This is a genomic window from Acinetobacter septicus, from assembly GCF_019355975.1.
GTDB classification, from domain to species: domain Bacteria; phylum Pseudomonadota; class Gammaproteobacteria; order Pseudomonadales; family Moraxellaceae; genus Acinetobacter; species Acinetobacter ursingii.
Map to the genome: position 1 here is coordinate 2,843,235 of NZ_CP079898.1, position 15,090 is coordinate 2,858,324.

The 15,090-nt window shown below is 40.7% G+C and carries 17 protein-coding genes; 13 read left to right on the forward strand and 4 right to left on the reverse strand.

The genetic code is table 11. From position 1 onward, the window contains the following. Positions 1-135 precede the first annotated feature (135 nt). The 9 genes from I6L31_RS13490 to I6L31_RS13530 all read left to right on the forward strand — a co-directional run bounded on the left by I6L31_RS13490 (position 136) and on the right by I6L31_RS13530 (position 7,522). On the forward strand, positions 136-1,611 hold the full coding sequence (locus I6L31_RS13490) for an alanine/glycine:cation symporter family protein (RefSeq protein ID WP_010588851.1): 1,476 nt from the start codon (positions 136-138) through the stop codon (positions 1,609-1,611). A gap of 258 nt (positions 1,612-1,869) precedes the next feature. After that, positions 1,870-2,823, forward strand: coding sequence for a patatin-like phospholipase family protein (locus tag I6L31_RS13495; protein WP_004991170.1), 954 nt, complete (start codon positions 1,870-1,872; stop codon positions 2,821-2,823). Positions 2,824-2,955: 132 nt separating this feature from the next. Beyond that, on the forward strand, positions 2,956-3,618 hold the full coding sequence (locus tag I6L31_RS13500) for a pseudouridine synthase (protein WP_035245760.1): 663 nt from the start codon (positions 2,956-2,958) through the stop codon (positions 3,616-3,618). A 120-nt stretch (positions 3,619-3,738) separates the two neighbouring features. Beyond that, positions 3,739-4,122: a ribonuclease E inhibitor RraB gene (locus tag I6L31_RS13505; protein WP_004991166.1), complete on the forward strand. Its 384-nt coding sequence runs from the start codon at positions 3,739-3,741 to the stop codon at positions 4,120-4,122. 167 nt (positions 4,123-4,289) lie between these two features. Beyond that, complete coding sequence (locus tag I6L31_RS13510; protein WP_004991158.1) at positions 4,290-4,634, forward strand: zinc ribbon domain-containing protein YjdM; 345 nt, start codon at positions 4,290-4,292, stop codon at positions 4,632-4,634. 69 nt (positions 4,635-4,703) lie between these two features. Beyond that, positions 4,704-5,108: an NUDIX hydrolase gene (locus tag I6L31_RS13515; protein WP_005002741.1), complete on the forward strand. Its 405-nt coding sequence runs from the start codon at positions 4,704-4,706 to the stop codon at positions 5,106-5,108. A gap of 144 nt (positions 5,109-5,252) precedes the next feature. Beyond that, positions 5,253-5,597 carry a YegP family protein gene (locus I6L31_RS13520; RefSeq protein ID WP_004991154.1) on the forward strand — a complete coding sequence of 115 codons (345 nt, stop codon included), beginning with the start codon at positions 5,253-5,255 and terminating at the stop codon, positions 5,595-5,597. 175 nt (positions 5,598-5,772) lie between these two features. Continuing rightward, complete coding sequence (locus tag I6L31_RS13525; protein ID WP_004991152.1) at positions 5,773-6,219, forward strand: YybH family protein; 447 nt, start codon at positions 5,773-5,775, stop codon at positions 6,217-6,219. A gap of 109 nt (positions 6,220-6,328) precedes the next feature. Further along, on the forward strand, positions 6,329-7,522 hold the full coding sequence (locus tag I6L31_RS13530; protein ID WP_004991149.1) for a low temperature requirement protein A: 1,194 nt from the start codon (positions 6,329-6,331) through the stop codon (positions 7,520-7,522). Positions 7,523-7,562: 40 nt separating this feature from the next. On the opposite strand, the gene I6L31_RS13535 is transcribed toward I6L31_RS13530, so the two are convergent. Both I6L31_RS13535 and I6L31_RS13540 read right to left on the reverse strand, forming a co-directional pair. Next, complete coding sequence (locus I6L31_RS13535) at positions 7,563-8,495, reverse strand: tRNA dihydrouridine synthase (RefSeq protein ID WP_005002744.1); 933 nt, start codon at positions 8,493-8,495, stop codon at positions 7,563-7,565. An 80-nt stretch (positions 8,496-8,575) separates the two neighbouring features. Then, positions 8,576-9,385, reverse strand: coding sequence for a cytochrome C assembly family protein (locus I6L31_RS13540; protein WP_004991147.1), 810 nt, complete (start codon positions 9,383-9,385; stop codon positions 8,576-8,578). A gap of 196 nt (positions 9,386-9,581) precedes the next feature. Here I6L31_RS13540 and ffh point away from each other — a divergent pair, with 196 nt between their 5' ends. Continuing rightward, positions 9,582-10,991, forward strand: coding sequence for a signal recognition particle protein (gene ffh / locus I6L31_RS13545; protein ID WP_004991146.1), 1,410 nt, complete (start codon positions 9,582-9,584; stop codon positions 10,989-10,991). Positions 10,992-11,127: 136 nt separating this feature from the next. Continuing rightward, the gene (locus I6L31_RS13550) at positions 11,128-11,694 is read left to right on the forward strand and encodes an RBBP9/YdeN family alpha/beta hydrolase (protein ID WP_004991145.1); all 567 of its coding nucleotides are present in this window, start codon (positions 11,128-11,130) and stop codon (positions 11,692-11,694) included. Here the strand turns inward: I6L31_RS13550 and I6L31_RS13555 are convergent. After that, entirely contained in the window at positions 11,652-12,410 is a 759-nt protein-coding gene (locus I6L31_RS13555; protein ID WP_004991144.1) for a pantothenate kinase, read from the reverse strand. The genes I6L31_RS13550 and I6L31_RS13555 overlap by 43 nt on opposite strands. Next, entirely contained in the window at positions 12,407-13,174 is a 768-nt protein-coding gene (locus I6L31_RS13560; RefSeq protein WP_004991143.1) for a biotin--[acetyl-CoA-carboxylase] ligase, read from the reverse strand. Before I6L31_RS13560 ends, I6L31_RS13555 begins: the two co-directional genes overlap by 4 nt. 30 nt (positions 13,175-13,204) lie before the next feature. Here I6L31_RS13560 and I6L31_RS13565 point away from each other — a divergent pair, with 30 nt between their 5' ends. Together I6L31_RS13565 and I6L31_RS13570 are read left to right on the forward strand one after the other, a co-directional pair. Beyond that, complete coding sequence (locus tag I6L31_RS13565) at positions 13,205-14,008, forward strand: sulfite exporter TauE/SafE family protein (RefSeq protein WP_004991140.1); 804 nt, start codon at positions 13,205-13,207, stop codon at positions 14,006-14,008. A 246-nt stretch (positions 14,009-14,254) separates the two neighbouring features. Continuing rightward, positions 14,255-14,950, forward strand: a complete 696-nt coding sequence (locus I6L31_RS13570; RefSeq protein WP_004991137.1) for a GntR family transcriptional regulator — start codon at positions 14,255-14,257, stop codon at positions 14,948-14,950. The last annotated feature ends 140 nt before the right edge of the window (positions 14,951-15,090 follow it).

Sequence of the window (15,090 nt, forward strand, 5' to 3'; positions counted from 1 at the left end):
CTTAAAATTGATTTAAGATTTGTTTAATTTGCAAATTTTTAACAACAAAGTCTCTATGCTTAGAGGCTTTTTTATTTGTTAAGTATTATTTAGGATAGATGTCATAGCAATATGACAACAATAAGTGCTTCGAGTATGAATGAACAATTAACAGCAACCCTGATGGCTTGGGTGAGTTTCTTTAATGATCCTTTATGGGATTTCCTCGTTATTTTTTTACTTGCTGCGGGTACGTTTTACACCATTGCGACGAAAGCGGTGCAAATTCGTATGTTTTGGCAAAGTGTCAGGGTAATGAAAGGAAGCCGAAAAGAAGGTGAAGATACACATGGAATCACGCCATTTCAGGCATTTGTAACAGGCTTGGCAAGTCGGGTTGGGGTAGGAAATATTGCGGGCGTAGCCATTGCCATCGCAATTGGCGGGCCAGGCGCTGTATTTTGGATGTGGGTTACAGCTCTGTTAGGCATGAGTTCTGCCTTTATTGAATCCAGTCTAGCGCAATTATTTAAAGTACGTGACAGTGAAACCAAGCAATTCCGTGGTGGGCCTGCATACTATATTACTCAGGGATTAAAGAGTAAGCCTTTTGGGATCGTCTTTGCTATTTCACTGATTTTTACCTATGGTTTTGTTTTTAATTCTGTCCAGATCAATGCCATTACCAATGCCACATCTCATTCATGGGGATGGGACAAAGCCAATCAGACCTTGAGTCTAGGTGGACTAGATCTTGTCGTTTCGTGGGTTGGATTGGTTTTAGTGGTATTGGTGGCCATTGCAATTTTTGGTGGTATTAAGCGAATTGCAAAGTTTGCTGAAATGTTTGTTCCCATTAAAGCTGGTCTTTATTTGGCGGCGGCATTTTATATTGCCTTTAGTAATTATGAAGTTGTCCCTGAAGTATTCAAATTAATCTTCACTGAAGCATTTCAGTTTAATGCCGCAGCGGGTGGTTTTTTTGGCGGTATGATTTCGATGGCGATGATGCAGGGCATCAAACGTGGTCTATTTTCAAACGAAGCAGGGATGGGTTCAGCACCCAATGCTGCTGCTGCCTCCGATGTAAAACATCCCGTTGATCAGGGACTTGTACAAATGTTAGGGGTCTTTGTTGATACTTTTATCGTATGTACTTCTACCGCAATGATTATCCTGATTTCTGGGGTGTATCATGATACAAGTGTCATGGGTGTTGAAATGACACAACGAGCCTTGGAGATGGAGCTAGGCGGATGGGGCGGAGACTTCCTTGCGGTTTTATTATTTTTGTTCTGTTATTCTGCCGTGCTGGGCAACTATGCCTATGCAGAAGGTAATATGCAGTTTATCAATAACAGTCCTAAAGTGATGTTTGCATTTCGGATATTGGTGTTGATCATGGTCTACTTTGGTGCGATTAGCGGTGTGCCCTTAGTATGGTCCATGGCTGATCTGTTCATGGGAATCATGGCAACCATTAACTTGACTGCAATCTTATTACTTACGCCGTATGCGCGAACCTTGTTAAAGGATTATACCGCGCAACTTAGAGGTGGTAAAAAAGATCCAGAGTTTAAAATTGATCAATATCCTGAGATGAAAAAACGAGTAGATTCTGATATTTGGTAATCCATATTGGTTTCAATTCACCGTCAGTTTGGTTTAATTCAGACTGGCGGTTTTTGTTTTTAACAGTCTTTGAATTAGTAGAAAATTATTTATCAGAGATGAGAAATAAATGCTGAGAAAAATCGAATCGAAGCATCGATTAAAAAATAAAATATCTCATGATTAACAGAGAAGTATGACGTTTTAAATAATTTGATACAGCATTTTAAAAAAGATCGGCATAAAATCTATGCTGAAAAATTTTGGTCTTAGTGCGAAATGAACTATCTCAAAGCTTTGATTTTGGGTGGAGGGCTGGTATTGGGCGGCTGTCAGCAATTGCCGACGTCCTCACAAACCACGACTTCCAGCGTATCTTCTTTGCCTCATGCTCAGGAATCGGCTTTATTTATGCCTCCTCTACAAACTGAGCAGAAGCAACATCCTAAAGTTGCATTGGTTTTAGGCAGTGGTGGCGCGCGAGGTTATGCACATATTGGGGTGATAGAAGTCTTGGAGCAACATGGGATTCGACCGGATTTTATTGTGGGAACCAGTGCTGGAAGTATTGTCGGGGCGATTTATGCCAGTGGTAAAAATGCCCAGCAATTGAAACAGATTGCCCTGAACATGAAAGTGGGCGATGTTCGAGAAATTACCTTTGATCGTAAAGGTTTTTTTGATGGTCAAAAAGTAGAAGATTTTGTTAATCAGCAAGTCGATGATACGCCATTGGAAAAACTAAAAATCCCAATGTATGTGGTTGCAACAGAATTAAAAAATGGCAAAAAAACAGTTTTTAATTATGGGAATACGGGGCAGGCAGTACGGGCTTCGATTTCGATTCCGAGTATGTTTGTGCCGACTGAAATCGATCACAAAGAATATGTTGATGGTGGTTTGGTCAGCCCCGTACCTGTCGATGTTGCACGTCAATTAGGGGCAGATATTGTCATTGCGGTCGATATCTTGGCGCAGCCTGCTTATACGCCGACCACCAATATTTGGGGGTTATTTAACCAAAATATTAATATCATGCAAAATCGCTTGGCAACCGAAGAGCTCAAACATGCAGATATCGTGATCCAGCCTGAGTTGCATGAAAAAGCGCATATTTTTGATGTGAAAGAACGTGAAAACACAATTTATTCAGGTGAAGCTGCTGCCATGAAAAAGATCGGGGATATTGAAACCGCTTTTGCAATGCGCCAGCAGAAGTCTCAATTACAATAACAATGATTTGATTTGTTATATACAAGCTGCTTGAGGGCGGCTTTTTTATTTGTTTTGTTTATGAAGTCAGCAAGATTGACAGGTTGTGGAAGCATTGTTATCTTGCGCGAAATTTTCATTACTGCGATTTGTATGTCTTCAGCACATTTCATTTATCAACCGCCGCTTGATCCTTTAGAGACGGTGTATGAAGATGCAGATTTGATTGTTATCGATAAACCTGCGGGTTTATTGTCAGTGATGGGGCGCTTACCCCAACATCAGGACAGCGCCTATTTACGTGTTTTAAAGCAGTATCCACATGCTAAAGTGACGCATCGTTTAGATATGGCAACTTCTGGTTTGTTGTTATTTGCCAAGCATCGCCAAGCTGAAATCGCAATGGGTAAAATCTTTCAGACGCGAAAAATTAAAAAACATTATGTGGCATTGGTACAGGGGAAAATTGCTGATTCAGGTTGTGTCGAGGTTCCTCTTATCACGGACTGGCCCAATCGCCCCAAGCAAAAAGTAGATTTTGAACAAGGCAAGCAAGCCAAAACGTTATATCAATTATTGGATGATCACCCTGAACATCCCTATAGTCGTGTTTTATTGGAACCAGTAACGGGACGGTCGCATCAACTGCGGGTGCATATGCAACATCTTGGGCATCCGATTATGGGAGATAAGTTATATCATCCTGATCCATTTGCATTTTCTTTAGCGAGAATGGCGTTACATGCGCATGCTTTAACATTTACCCAACCTTTTACTGGTGTTGACGTTCATCTTGAAACTGAGGTGCCATTTTGATCTTGAAGATTGAACAGTACTTTCAATTCAAACAAAAAAATGCGCATAAATTAACTCCAAACTGACATAAAACTGGGTTAAGCTATTTAAGTATCAAAATCATAACAACGGATAACGACAATGAGCCGTAACTACGAACTTTTTCCAGATGATGATAATGGCAATGTACTTTGGCAAATGATTGAAGATGGCAATGACCTGACTGAGCCACATGAGTTTGAATTTACAATCGTATTTAAAACTCAGGAACAGCTTGAAAAATGCGCCTTGCATTTACTGCATCAGGAACAAAAAGTTTCATTTTTTCAAGAAGATCAACACACAGATGGTTCAGACCTTTGGGTTTTAAATATTCATGTGACCATGATTCCTGAATATGAAGATATACAGGATTTGGAAGAATGGTTTAGCCGCATCGCGCAGGATTTTAATGGTGAGTACGATGGTTGGGGCTGTATGAGCTATTTATATGAATATGAAGATGACGAACACTTAGAAAGTTAAAACTGCCTAGCTGAACTGGATATATTCATTTTAAGTGATTGAGAAATGGATATATCCTGATAAAAAGAGTGACTTGTAGATAATTTTTAAAAAATAAATCCATACGAGTGTTAAGGTTTTTGATATTTGATTGAAATCCAGTCATAATAAAGCTTTTAGGGTTTTTTATGTCTTTGCCAAATTGTCCTAAATGCCAATCAGAATATACCTATCAAGATGGCGATTTACTGATTTGTCCTGAATGTGCCAATGAATGGAAAGAATGGGAAGTGAGTCAGGCTGATGCCGAGCAACTGATTAAAGATGCGCATGGAACTGTTTTAACAGATGGCGATAGCGTCACTGTGATTAAAGACTTGAAAGTGAAAGGTTCGTCTTCTGTGATTAAAGTCGGCACTAAAGTTAAAACAATTCGTCTGGTGCCAGATGCCAGTGATGGACATAACATCGACTGTAAAATTGATGGGTTTGGTCAAATGAAACTCAAATCCGAATTTGTCAAAAAAGCATAATCACGATAAAAAGGGAGGAACCTCCCTTTTTTTGATTTTTAGATTTGACGTGAGAACAAGGAACTTAGAATGGCGTTTTCTGATCATTATCGGGTTGGCGCACATGCAGTGATTACCAATAGTGATGACAAAGTTCTGTTGCTCAAAGCGACTTATGCAAACTTTTCTTGGGGACTACCAGGTGGCGGGATTGATCCAGAAGAAACCATATTGCAGGGCTTGCAACGTGAATGTGAAGAAGAGCTAGGGACAATCGTTCAGGTTGAATATTTGTCAGGAATTTATCTACATACCGATATTAATGCTCACGTCAGTATTTTTCGTTGTCAGTTGCCTGATCACACCGAGATTCAGTTAAGCCATGAACATTCAGAATATACTTTTTTTGCATTAGATGAACTTAGTCCTATTCAAAGAGTACGTGTTCAGGACTGTCTAAATTTTACTGGAGAGGTGATATTTCGAAAGTTTTAATCAAGCTATGGCTTTTTATAAATTGGCATGATTAAGCTATAAAAAAGTATAAAAAATAAGCTGATTCCAAGTCTGAAATCATTTATATTGCATAAATAGGGTTTAAAAACAACGTTTAGAACAAAACACAACAAGAGGTGGATCATGGCTGGATGGTATGAGTTGAGCAAGGCAAAAGACGGTCAATATCGTTTTGTATTGAAGGCAGGCAATGGCGAAGTGATTTTAACCAGTGAGCTGTATAAGGCTAAAGCCTCTGCCGAAAATGGTATTGCTTCGGTACAAAATAATAGTCCTGATGAGGCTTGCTATGAAAAATTAACGGCAAAAAATGAAAAGCCGTATTTTAATCTGAAAGCTGCAAATCACCAGATTATTGGAACAAGCCAGTTTTATGCCTCAGAACAATCACGAGACAAAGGCATTGAGTCAGTTAAAACCAATGGTTCGAGTACGACCATCAAAGATTTGACTATAGCTGATTCATAAGCTATTTGGCATATCCAAAACTAAAACCACTCTTGCAGTGGTTTTTTTATTGATTACGCATACAAAGATCAGTATGCAACCAGATTATTTACCTGAATTGCACAAATTCAAGCTAGCGCAGACTCTGCTTTTTTGCCAAGCTGATTGAGTCATAACAACAATAAAAGGTCTGCAAGTGGAAATCGAAATTATTGGTCATCAACAAAGTGCTGTTGAGGTTTTAGCCTTAACTCAAATATGGGATCAGGCTTTAAATCAGTATGATCTGGATGAAATGACACAAGATTATGCTGAAAATGTGTGTGTCTTTGATGTTGCATTACAAATAGACGATAAGAATGCATATCGCAACTTATGGCAACATTGTTTTCCCTACTTTGGCGACAATATTCAGGTGCATCGACGAAAATTAACCATTTATGCCGCTGATCAAGTGGTGTTTTTGCATTGTTATTCTAAAGTATTGGGCGATGCTCAGACCTCGGCAGAAGATATACCATGGTGTCGTACTACTGTTGGATTTTACAAAGAATCAGGCAAATGGAAAGTGGTACATGAACATATGTCAATGCCTTTTGACTGTGAGAAACAACAACCGCTGTATATTTTTGCAGAACCGTAATATCGAAATCACATTTGTTGGCTTGCGTAAGCTGAATGAGCTAAACCTTCTGTGCCATTTGGCTTAGAATAATGGCTGATATCACAAAAAATAGAAAGAAATCTAAACCATGGGCTTATTGAAAACTTCAAAACATTTAGCACTGCGTCCTGTGGCTGCACGTGATCCCAAAGAAAATCATCGAGTCGCGACGCCTCTTGAGCTGTTATTTGATCTGATTTTTGTCGTTGCCATTGCTGAGGCGGGTCAGCAGTTACATCATGCGATCATTGAAAATCATCTAGGAAGCGCATTGCCATATTACTTTATGGTTTTTTTCGCTCTGTGGTGGGCATGGATGAATTTTACTTGGTTCGCTTCTGCTTATGACAATGATGATGTGTTTTATCGGCTGATGACCTTTGTACAGATTACAGGCTCATTAATCATGGCGGCAGGTATTCCTGATGTTTTTCATCATCAGGATTTTGATATTATTATTATTGGTTATGTCATTATGCGTTTGGCTTTGGTCAGTCAATGGTTTCGGGCAGCGAAGCATGATCCTGCGCATCGCACGGTGGCACTGCGTTATGCATTTGGCATTATCTTTGTGCAAATGGGATGGCTACTTTTTCATTTTTCGCCCATCAATTTTACCCTTGAGCTGTTTATATTGTTGCTGGTGCTTGAGTTAGCTGTGCCAATCTTCGCAGAATGGGGCAATCCAACCTCGTGGCATCCCCATCATATTGCAGAGCGTTATTCATTATTGACGATTATTGTATTGGGTGAATCTGTTGTGGCTTGCTATAAAGCTATTCAAGATGATTTAGCCACACATATTGTTCATACCGACATCATGTTGTTAATGGTTGGTGGTTTGATGATGATGTTCACCATGTGGTGGGCATATTTTGATCGAGATGCGCATCATTTACTCAAAAGTAGCAAACATGCATTTTTATGGGGTTATGGTCATTATTTTATTTTTATCAGTGTTGCGGCAGTGGGTGCAGCATTGGCCGCCGCGGTAGATGTGGCCTTAGGTCGTGCAGAAGTTAGCGCTCAATTTATGCAATATATCGTGGCTGCGACTTTACTCGGTTATACCACCAGTCTTTGGCTGTTAAATGAATTACCTTATTTATCAGGCGTTAGACGCTGGTTATATCCGATTACCGCGCTGATCATTTTTTGTATTCCTGCCATTTCCCCGCATATTGGTTTAGGGGTTTTTCTGATGGCGATCGTCTATGCCTTAAGATTGATTTTCTCAAAATGCTATCTGGCCGATCGTGAAACTAAACCTCAGCCACATTAAGATGGATTTAGATAGTTAGCCTTATCAAACACTTGAGAGATTATGTATGAGATTGTAATTTTCCCACAATCTCGTCTAGCGTTTTCAGCCGTTTGATCTCATTCCAGAGCGCTTTGGCTTCAGGATAAGCTTTGCTCATCATGCCAAGCCATTGCTTATAACGTCCGACCATGCCAATTTCAGTCTTAAATGCACCGTTGACAAAACGCAGTTGTAATTCGACTAAATCTTGCCAAGAAAGCAATGCTTCATCTCTATTTTGGCGAATACATAAGGTTAAATCTGGTGTTGTTACTGCACCACGTCCAATCATCAAATCCTGACAGGCTGATTGCTGCCGGCAAGCTTTGGCATCGGCATTATTCCAAATCTCACCATTGGCAATCACATTGATGTTTAAAGCATCTTGAATCGGCTGAATTTTTTCCCAATAAGCAGGTGGGGTATAACCATCAGCTTTGGTACGGGCATGAACGGTAAGCCAACTGGCACCTGCATCTTCAATCGCATGGGCATTGTCTAGCGTATGGTGTTCATCCAGATAACCCAGACGCATTTTGGCAGAAACAGGAATATGTGCAGGGACGGCATCCCGAACGGCTTTGACCAGTAGGTGCACCACATCGGGTTCATCTAATAAAATCGAACCACCCCGATGCCGATTCACGGTTTTGGCAGGACAGCCAAAATTTAGGTCGATCGCAGGTGCGCCTAGCTCTACGACTTTGGCTGCATTGGCCGCCAGCATTTCAGGATGATTTCCTAAAAATTGCACATGGACAGGTGTACCTGCGGCCGTTTTGCCATCGGTGAGCAGTTCAGGACAATAATTATAATAGACATGATCGGGTAAAATGCTTTCTGTGACGCGAATAAATTCAGTTACGCACCAGTCAAAACTGCCTGTATGCGTCAGCACATCTCGCATAATTGGATCGGTTAATCCTTCCATTGGTGCAAGAACTAGCTTCACGTCAACATTACCTGAAAATAAAAACAGCGTTTATACGGCATCTGTATAACGCTGTCTAGTCTGCGCTGCAAATTTAAAAATTAACGATGCAAAATCATTTCCAGTACAAATTTACTGCCAATAAATCCAATCGCTAACAGGATAAATCCGATTAAGGTAAAACGAATGGCCTTTTCTCCACGCCAGCCAAATTTGGCATGACCCAACAACAGCGCGCCGTAAATAAACCATGAAATGATACTAAACGCGGTTTTATGCGCCAGATGTTGTCCGAAAAAGTCATCAATGGTAAAGAAGCCAAACAATAACGCAACGGTAAGTAATACAAAGCCAGTTCGTAGTAAATCAAATAATAAGGATTCCATCGCCTGAAAAGAAGGCAATAAATTGACCCAGAAACGGCTTTTTTGTTTCTTTTTCAGTTCCTGATTTTGAAACCACATCAAAATAGAGTGAATGGTGGCCATCAGCAAAACTGCATAAGCCGATAAAGATAAAATAATATGTAAATCTAGCCCGAGCGAATGCTGCTCCATAAATTGATTGGGTTGGCTAAAGACAAATCCAAGAATCAAACCCATCGCTGCGACAGGAATCCCGATCAAATTAAGTGCAAGCGTGGGACGAAAAGTACTAAAAATCAGACTTAAGACCAACATCAAACCTGATGTAAACGACATCAGATTAAACACATCATAATTAATTCCCATTGGTGTGAGCATATCCTGAGACAGCACACCTGCATGCAAGATGAGACCTAAAGCCAATATCAAGCCTAGAAACCAATGATTTGGTTCACGTTTTGACATCAGACTCATAAACAAATACCAAAATGCGGTGGTATATGCGATGAGTGCCAAAATGGTGTAAACCAATGGAAGACTAATCATGTCAAACCTTTATTCGGGAGTTGGAGCTTCATTCGATCATTCAGTGTTAATTATAAATGAATATCATCAGACCCTAAAATTCATCTACATAAGATATAAATTCGCGGCGAACTACAGTATCCTATAGCATCTATGCATAAATTTTCTATTTTGAGAAAGATTTTTTTGCAACTGGCCATTTTTAGCGGATTTTGCAATGTTTGATACCTTAACAGAACGACTCACGCAGAGTTTAAGAAATGTTACTGGCTCAGGGCAGCTGACCGAAGACAATATTAAAGATACTTTACGCGAAGTGCGTATGGCGCTTCTTGAAGCTGATGTTGCGTTACCTGTAACTCGTGAATTTATCGCGAAAGTTAAGGAACAGGCATTGGGTCAGGAAGTCATGACTCAGCTTTCCCCAGGTCAGGCTTTTGTCAAAATCGTTTATGACGAATTGACCAAAATGATGGGTGAGGCCAATGAAAGCCTTGATCTATCTGCCAAACCTCCTGTGGTTGTACTTCTGGCAGGTTTGCAGGGTGCGGGTAAAACCACCACTGCGGCAAAACTGGCGCGATTCTTAAAAGAACGTCAAAAGAAAAAAGTCATGACTGTTTCTGCGGACGTCTATCGTCCAGCAGCAATTAAACAGTTACAAACGGTATCCGCTGAAGTCGGTGCTGATTTTATTCCATCCGATGCTTCAGAAAAGCCGATTGATATTGTCAATCGTGCAATTGAGCAGGCAAAGATTAAATTTGCTGATGTATTGATTGTCGATACCGCAGGTCGTTTACATGTCGATGAAGACATGATGGGCGAAATCAAAGAATTACATGCAGCGGTCAAGCCAACTGAAACCCTGTTCGTGGTCGATGCCATGACAGGTCAGGATGCGGCAAATACCGCCAAAGCCTTTAATGATGCTTTGCCTTTGACGGGCGTCATTCTGACCAAAACCGATGGTGATGCGCGTGGTGGTGCAGCACTTTCAGTTCGTGCGATTACGGGTAAGCCGATCAAGTTCTTGGGTATGGGTGAAAAGCTCGATGCACTTGAGCCATTCCATCCAGAACGTGTCGCGCAGCGTATTCTCGGCATGGGCGATGTGCTTTCACTAGTCGAAGAAGTCGAACGCAAAATCGACAAAGAAAAAGCCGAGAAAATGGCGAAAAAATTGCAAAAAGGCGGGTCTTTCAATTTGGAAGACATGTTAATGCAATTTGAGCAAATGAAAAAAATGGGCGGCATGATGGGCTTTCTGGATAAACTTCCAGGCATGAGTAATTCAGGTATTCAGCAGGCGATTGAGCAGGCTAATCCTGAAAAGCAAGTCAAGAAAATGGAAGCCATTATTCAGTCAATGACACCCAAAGAACGTAAGCATCCAGATATTATTAACCCAAGCCGTAAAAAACGTATTGCGGCAGGTTGTGGTATGGATGTTTCCGAGATTAATAAACTGCTGAAACAGCACAGCCAAATGGCCAAAATGATGAAGAAATTTGCCAATCCATCAGGCATGAGCAAAATGTTACGTTCATTAGGTGGTATGCAGAAACAATTTGGCGGCGGCGGTGGTATGGGACCATTGTTCGGCGGCAATGACGATAAAAAATAATGGATTCTTTCCATACCACTAAAGGCGCTTGATGCGCCTTTTTTTATCACAACAAAATCACTACTTTTTTCAGGTGATGTGTCCTTTAAACTGAATCAATTAAATAAAAAATATTGGGTATTGGGGAACAATAAAAATGAAAAATGTTTATATTATTCACGGTTATCGAGCCGTGCCTGAAGATCACTGGTTTATTTGGCTCGAACAACATATCCAGCAAGCAGGCGCTACAGCCGAACGGATTTTTTTAGCCGATTCGGCACATCCCGATCCAGAAGTTTGGCAGGAATGTTTAAATGCACAGTGTAGCGTACTTGATGAAAATACCATTATTGTGGCACATAGTTTAGGCTGTCTATCGAGTTTAAATTTTTTGAGTAAATCCCTTCAACATTCATCAATCGCAGCAGGCATCTTTGTCTCAGGCTTTACTGAAAAACTCAAAGCAATCCCTGAGCTCGATACTTTTATCGAGTCACAACGATTGGACGATAAATTACTACGCCAAAAGATTCTACGCCGTTATGTTTTTTTATCGAGTAATGATCCTTTTGTCCCGCCGCCTTTGAGCATTCGTTTGGGACAACGCCTGAATGCACAACTATTAGAAATCAAACAGGCAGGACATTTTATGCAGGAAGATGGTTATACAGCCTTTCCTCAACTTTGGGATGTATTACGTCCTTTGCTCAGCGAATCATAAGCGACATAACGTTGTAAGCCTTTGAGCAACAAGTCTTCCTCAACACGAGGCTGATATTTGTGCAAAAACTTGGCAAACAGAGGGGCATCACCGCCAGTCAGTACCAATTGTCTTGGTGATTGTTTTAAAATATGTTCAATAGCACTTAATAGCCCCAATAAAATACCATGATGTACTGCATCCACCGTATTTGTACCTGGTTCAAGATTATCAAATGCTGAGTCAGGGATTTTAATACCTTTGGTATTTTGAATGAGGGCGTCACGTTGCAAATATAAATTTGGCAGAATATAACCGCCCAAATGTTGCAAACCTTTATTCAAATCAATCGTTAAAGCGGTTCCACAACCAATAATACAAAAATGTTGATCGGGTTCTGCCAGTGCCAAAACCTGTAACCAGCGATCAATCCCCAGTTGTTCTGGATGATCATAACCACAGCGTAAGCCTGCGTATTCCTCATGCACCCGTGCAAAGATCACGGGAATACCCAATTGACTCAGAATGGTCTGAATACGCAGATTATTGACTTGATCTTGTACCGAAGATATTCCTACTTGCTGCAATTTTTGGGTTTTAAAATGTTGAATTAAACCGAGTAATAAATCGGCAGGGGACTGTAAATGTAATTCGGCAGCATGTTCAATGATCTGATCTGAATCCGTAATCCAGTATTTAAGGCGAGTATTTCCTACATCTAACCAAAGTTGTTTCATATTTGGTTATCCTGAACTGCAATGCGACGCATCCGACCCTGATAGAATGCCTGTTGTTGTCCATCCGTTGAAATAAGAACAGCGCCTTCCTGATTAATGCCCTCAAAATGACCTGTCACTTGTCCTTGATGATGTTCAAAATGAACCAATTCCTGCATAAATGCGGCATGATGATTGAACCGTTCTGCAAGATTGTAACAGCCATGCTCAAACCATTGCGCGGCTTGCTGAATGGCCAGATAAAGCTGTGCAATGACTTCCATACGATCAAGATCGTTTAGACCAAAATCAGTGAGTGAGCTGATGGGTTGTAATGGATCTTGTGATTCAGGGGTAAACAAATTGATACCCACTCCAACGATGGCCTGATGTGTTGATAATGGTTCAACTAAAATTCCGCCCCATTTGCCTTGTTGGCTATATAAATCATTCGGCCATTTGACTTGCAGATTTAGACCCTGTAGCTTTGGCATTTGCAAAATATTCAATGCAACTTCAAGCGCTAAACGACCGTCTAAAGGTGTCTGTGAGTTGATGAGTGTGCTGAGATAAATATTGCCTTTTGGGGAAATCCATACTCGTTGATGTTGCCCACGCCCTTGCGTCTGGGTTTCGCTACAGATCAAAATGGACGAAATATTTTTTTGAGCCAATTCACGGACATCGTCATTGGTCGATGTGGTCGTTTGTTTCAAAATAACAATGTCAGGCACTTGTCCAGCATCGCTTAAGCGTTGTCGTAGTTGACGAGTTTCTGCATCCATGTTCAGTTTTATAAAGTTGGAAAATCAGGTATGGAGTTAATCATATATTTAGCCATTGGTGCAATCGCTGGATTTGCTGCGGGCTTGTTTGGTGTGGGCGGTGGATTAATTATTGTCCCGATTCTTTATATTGTATTTACCCAGCTTCATTATGATCCCGCGGTCATTATGCATATGGCGCTAGGAACTTCTCTGGCGACCATTATTGTGACCTCAATCAGTTCGGTGATGGCTCATCATAAACGCGGTGCGGTGTTATGGCAGGTATTTCGCAATCTGGCACCGGGTCTGATGATTGGTTCTTTTTTAGGAGCGGGCATTGCCGATCTTTTGTCTGGACAAAATCTGCAAATCATCATTGGAATTTTTGCGATTTGGGTGGCGTATCGAATGTTTAAAGGTGCCCACGTGATCGTGGATGAAACACGACACTTGCCTTCAGCGCCGATGCAAATGCTTGCAGGTGGCGGCATTGGGATTGCCTCGGCGATTTTTGGGATTGGAGGTGGAAGTCTGACTGTACCTTACTTAAATCGTAATGGCGTGGTCATGCAAAAAGCAGTCGCCACCTCTGCTGCATGTGGTTTACCGATTGCGGTTGCGGGTGCAGTCGGCTTTATGTGGTTTGGTATAAAGCAGCATATTCATATTCCCAATGCCATTGGTTATATCCATATTTATGCATTTTTAGGCATTAGTATTATGAGTTTTATCACCGCAAAACTGGGTGCAAAAGTCGCGCATATGTTGTCACCTGCCATGCTGAAAAAATGTTTTGCTTGCTTACTCACCGTCGTTGGAACTTATTTTATTTATCAGGGATTCATTCAATAAAAAGCACCCAAGATCATCCATTCCAAGTCACTAAAATCCAGCTTTAAATGATGATTTTAAATGATGAATTTAGTGGCTGAGGAATTGGTAAATCGCATGATATTTCCGATGATCTGAATATCGAATTGGCTCAAAATGCAATAAAATTGTTAGACAATGACATAGTCAGCAATCCATAGAATCAGTTAAAACAATCACAATAAATGGCAGCGGAACGCCAACGTAAAAATCAGAAACAGGTGATTCATGAAACTTGAAGAGACAGAGAGCCTGTCGGAGCAAATTGCAAAACATATTAGCGATCAGATTATTACGGGTGAACTGGTTGAAGGTGAGCGCATTCAAGAATTGCGTATTGCCAAAGAATTGGACGTGAGTCGAGGGTCTGTTCGTGAAGCATTATTGCTACTGGAACGTACTCACTTGATTCATATCTATCCACGTCGCGGCGCGATTGTTTCGGAAATGTCTTCTCAACAAGTCAAAGCTTTGTTCGATACCAATGTGTTGGTGTTGGGTCATATTGTGCAACGGATTAGTGAAACGTGGCGTGTACATGAGGCTGAACAACTGCAACAGCTTATGGAGCATTTGGCTGAGCAGGTCAAGGCAGGCGACACTGAAAAATTTTATGATGGTATTTTTCAATATCTGGCGGTGCAGCATGATATGGTGGCAAATCCTTATTTGATGAAATTTTATAAGGAGTTATTGCCTTCATTACGTCGTAGTTACTTTTTGACGTTAAATACGTCACGTCGTGAATTACAGGAATCTTTGGCATTGTTTAAATTGGTCGCAGATGCAATTTTGATCCGAAAATCACATCAGGCAACATTATTCATGGAAGATTTTTGTCGTCATTTACGCAATTTGGTACTGGATTCACTGACTCGAATGAAACAAATTGAGTTGGCTTGGGCGCGTCGTTCTCGTCGTTAATATGACTAGATCGGTTACACAAATAGAATGCCAATCTTAAATGATCTAAAAATTTGACGATATTTTAGCTTATCGTCCTATTTCTGGATAAAATTGTTCAACTTCAGCCTAAAAAAAATCCCTATTCAACCGCATTCATT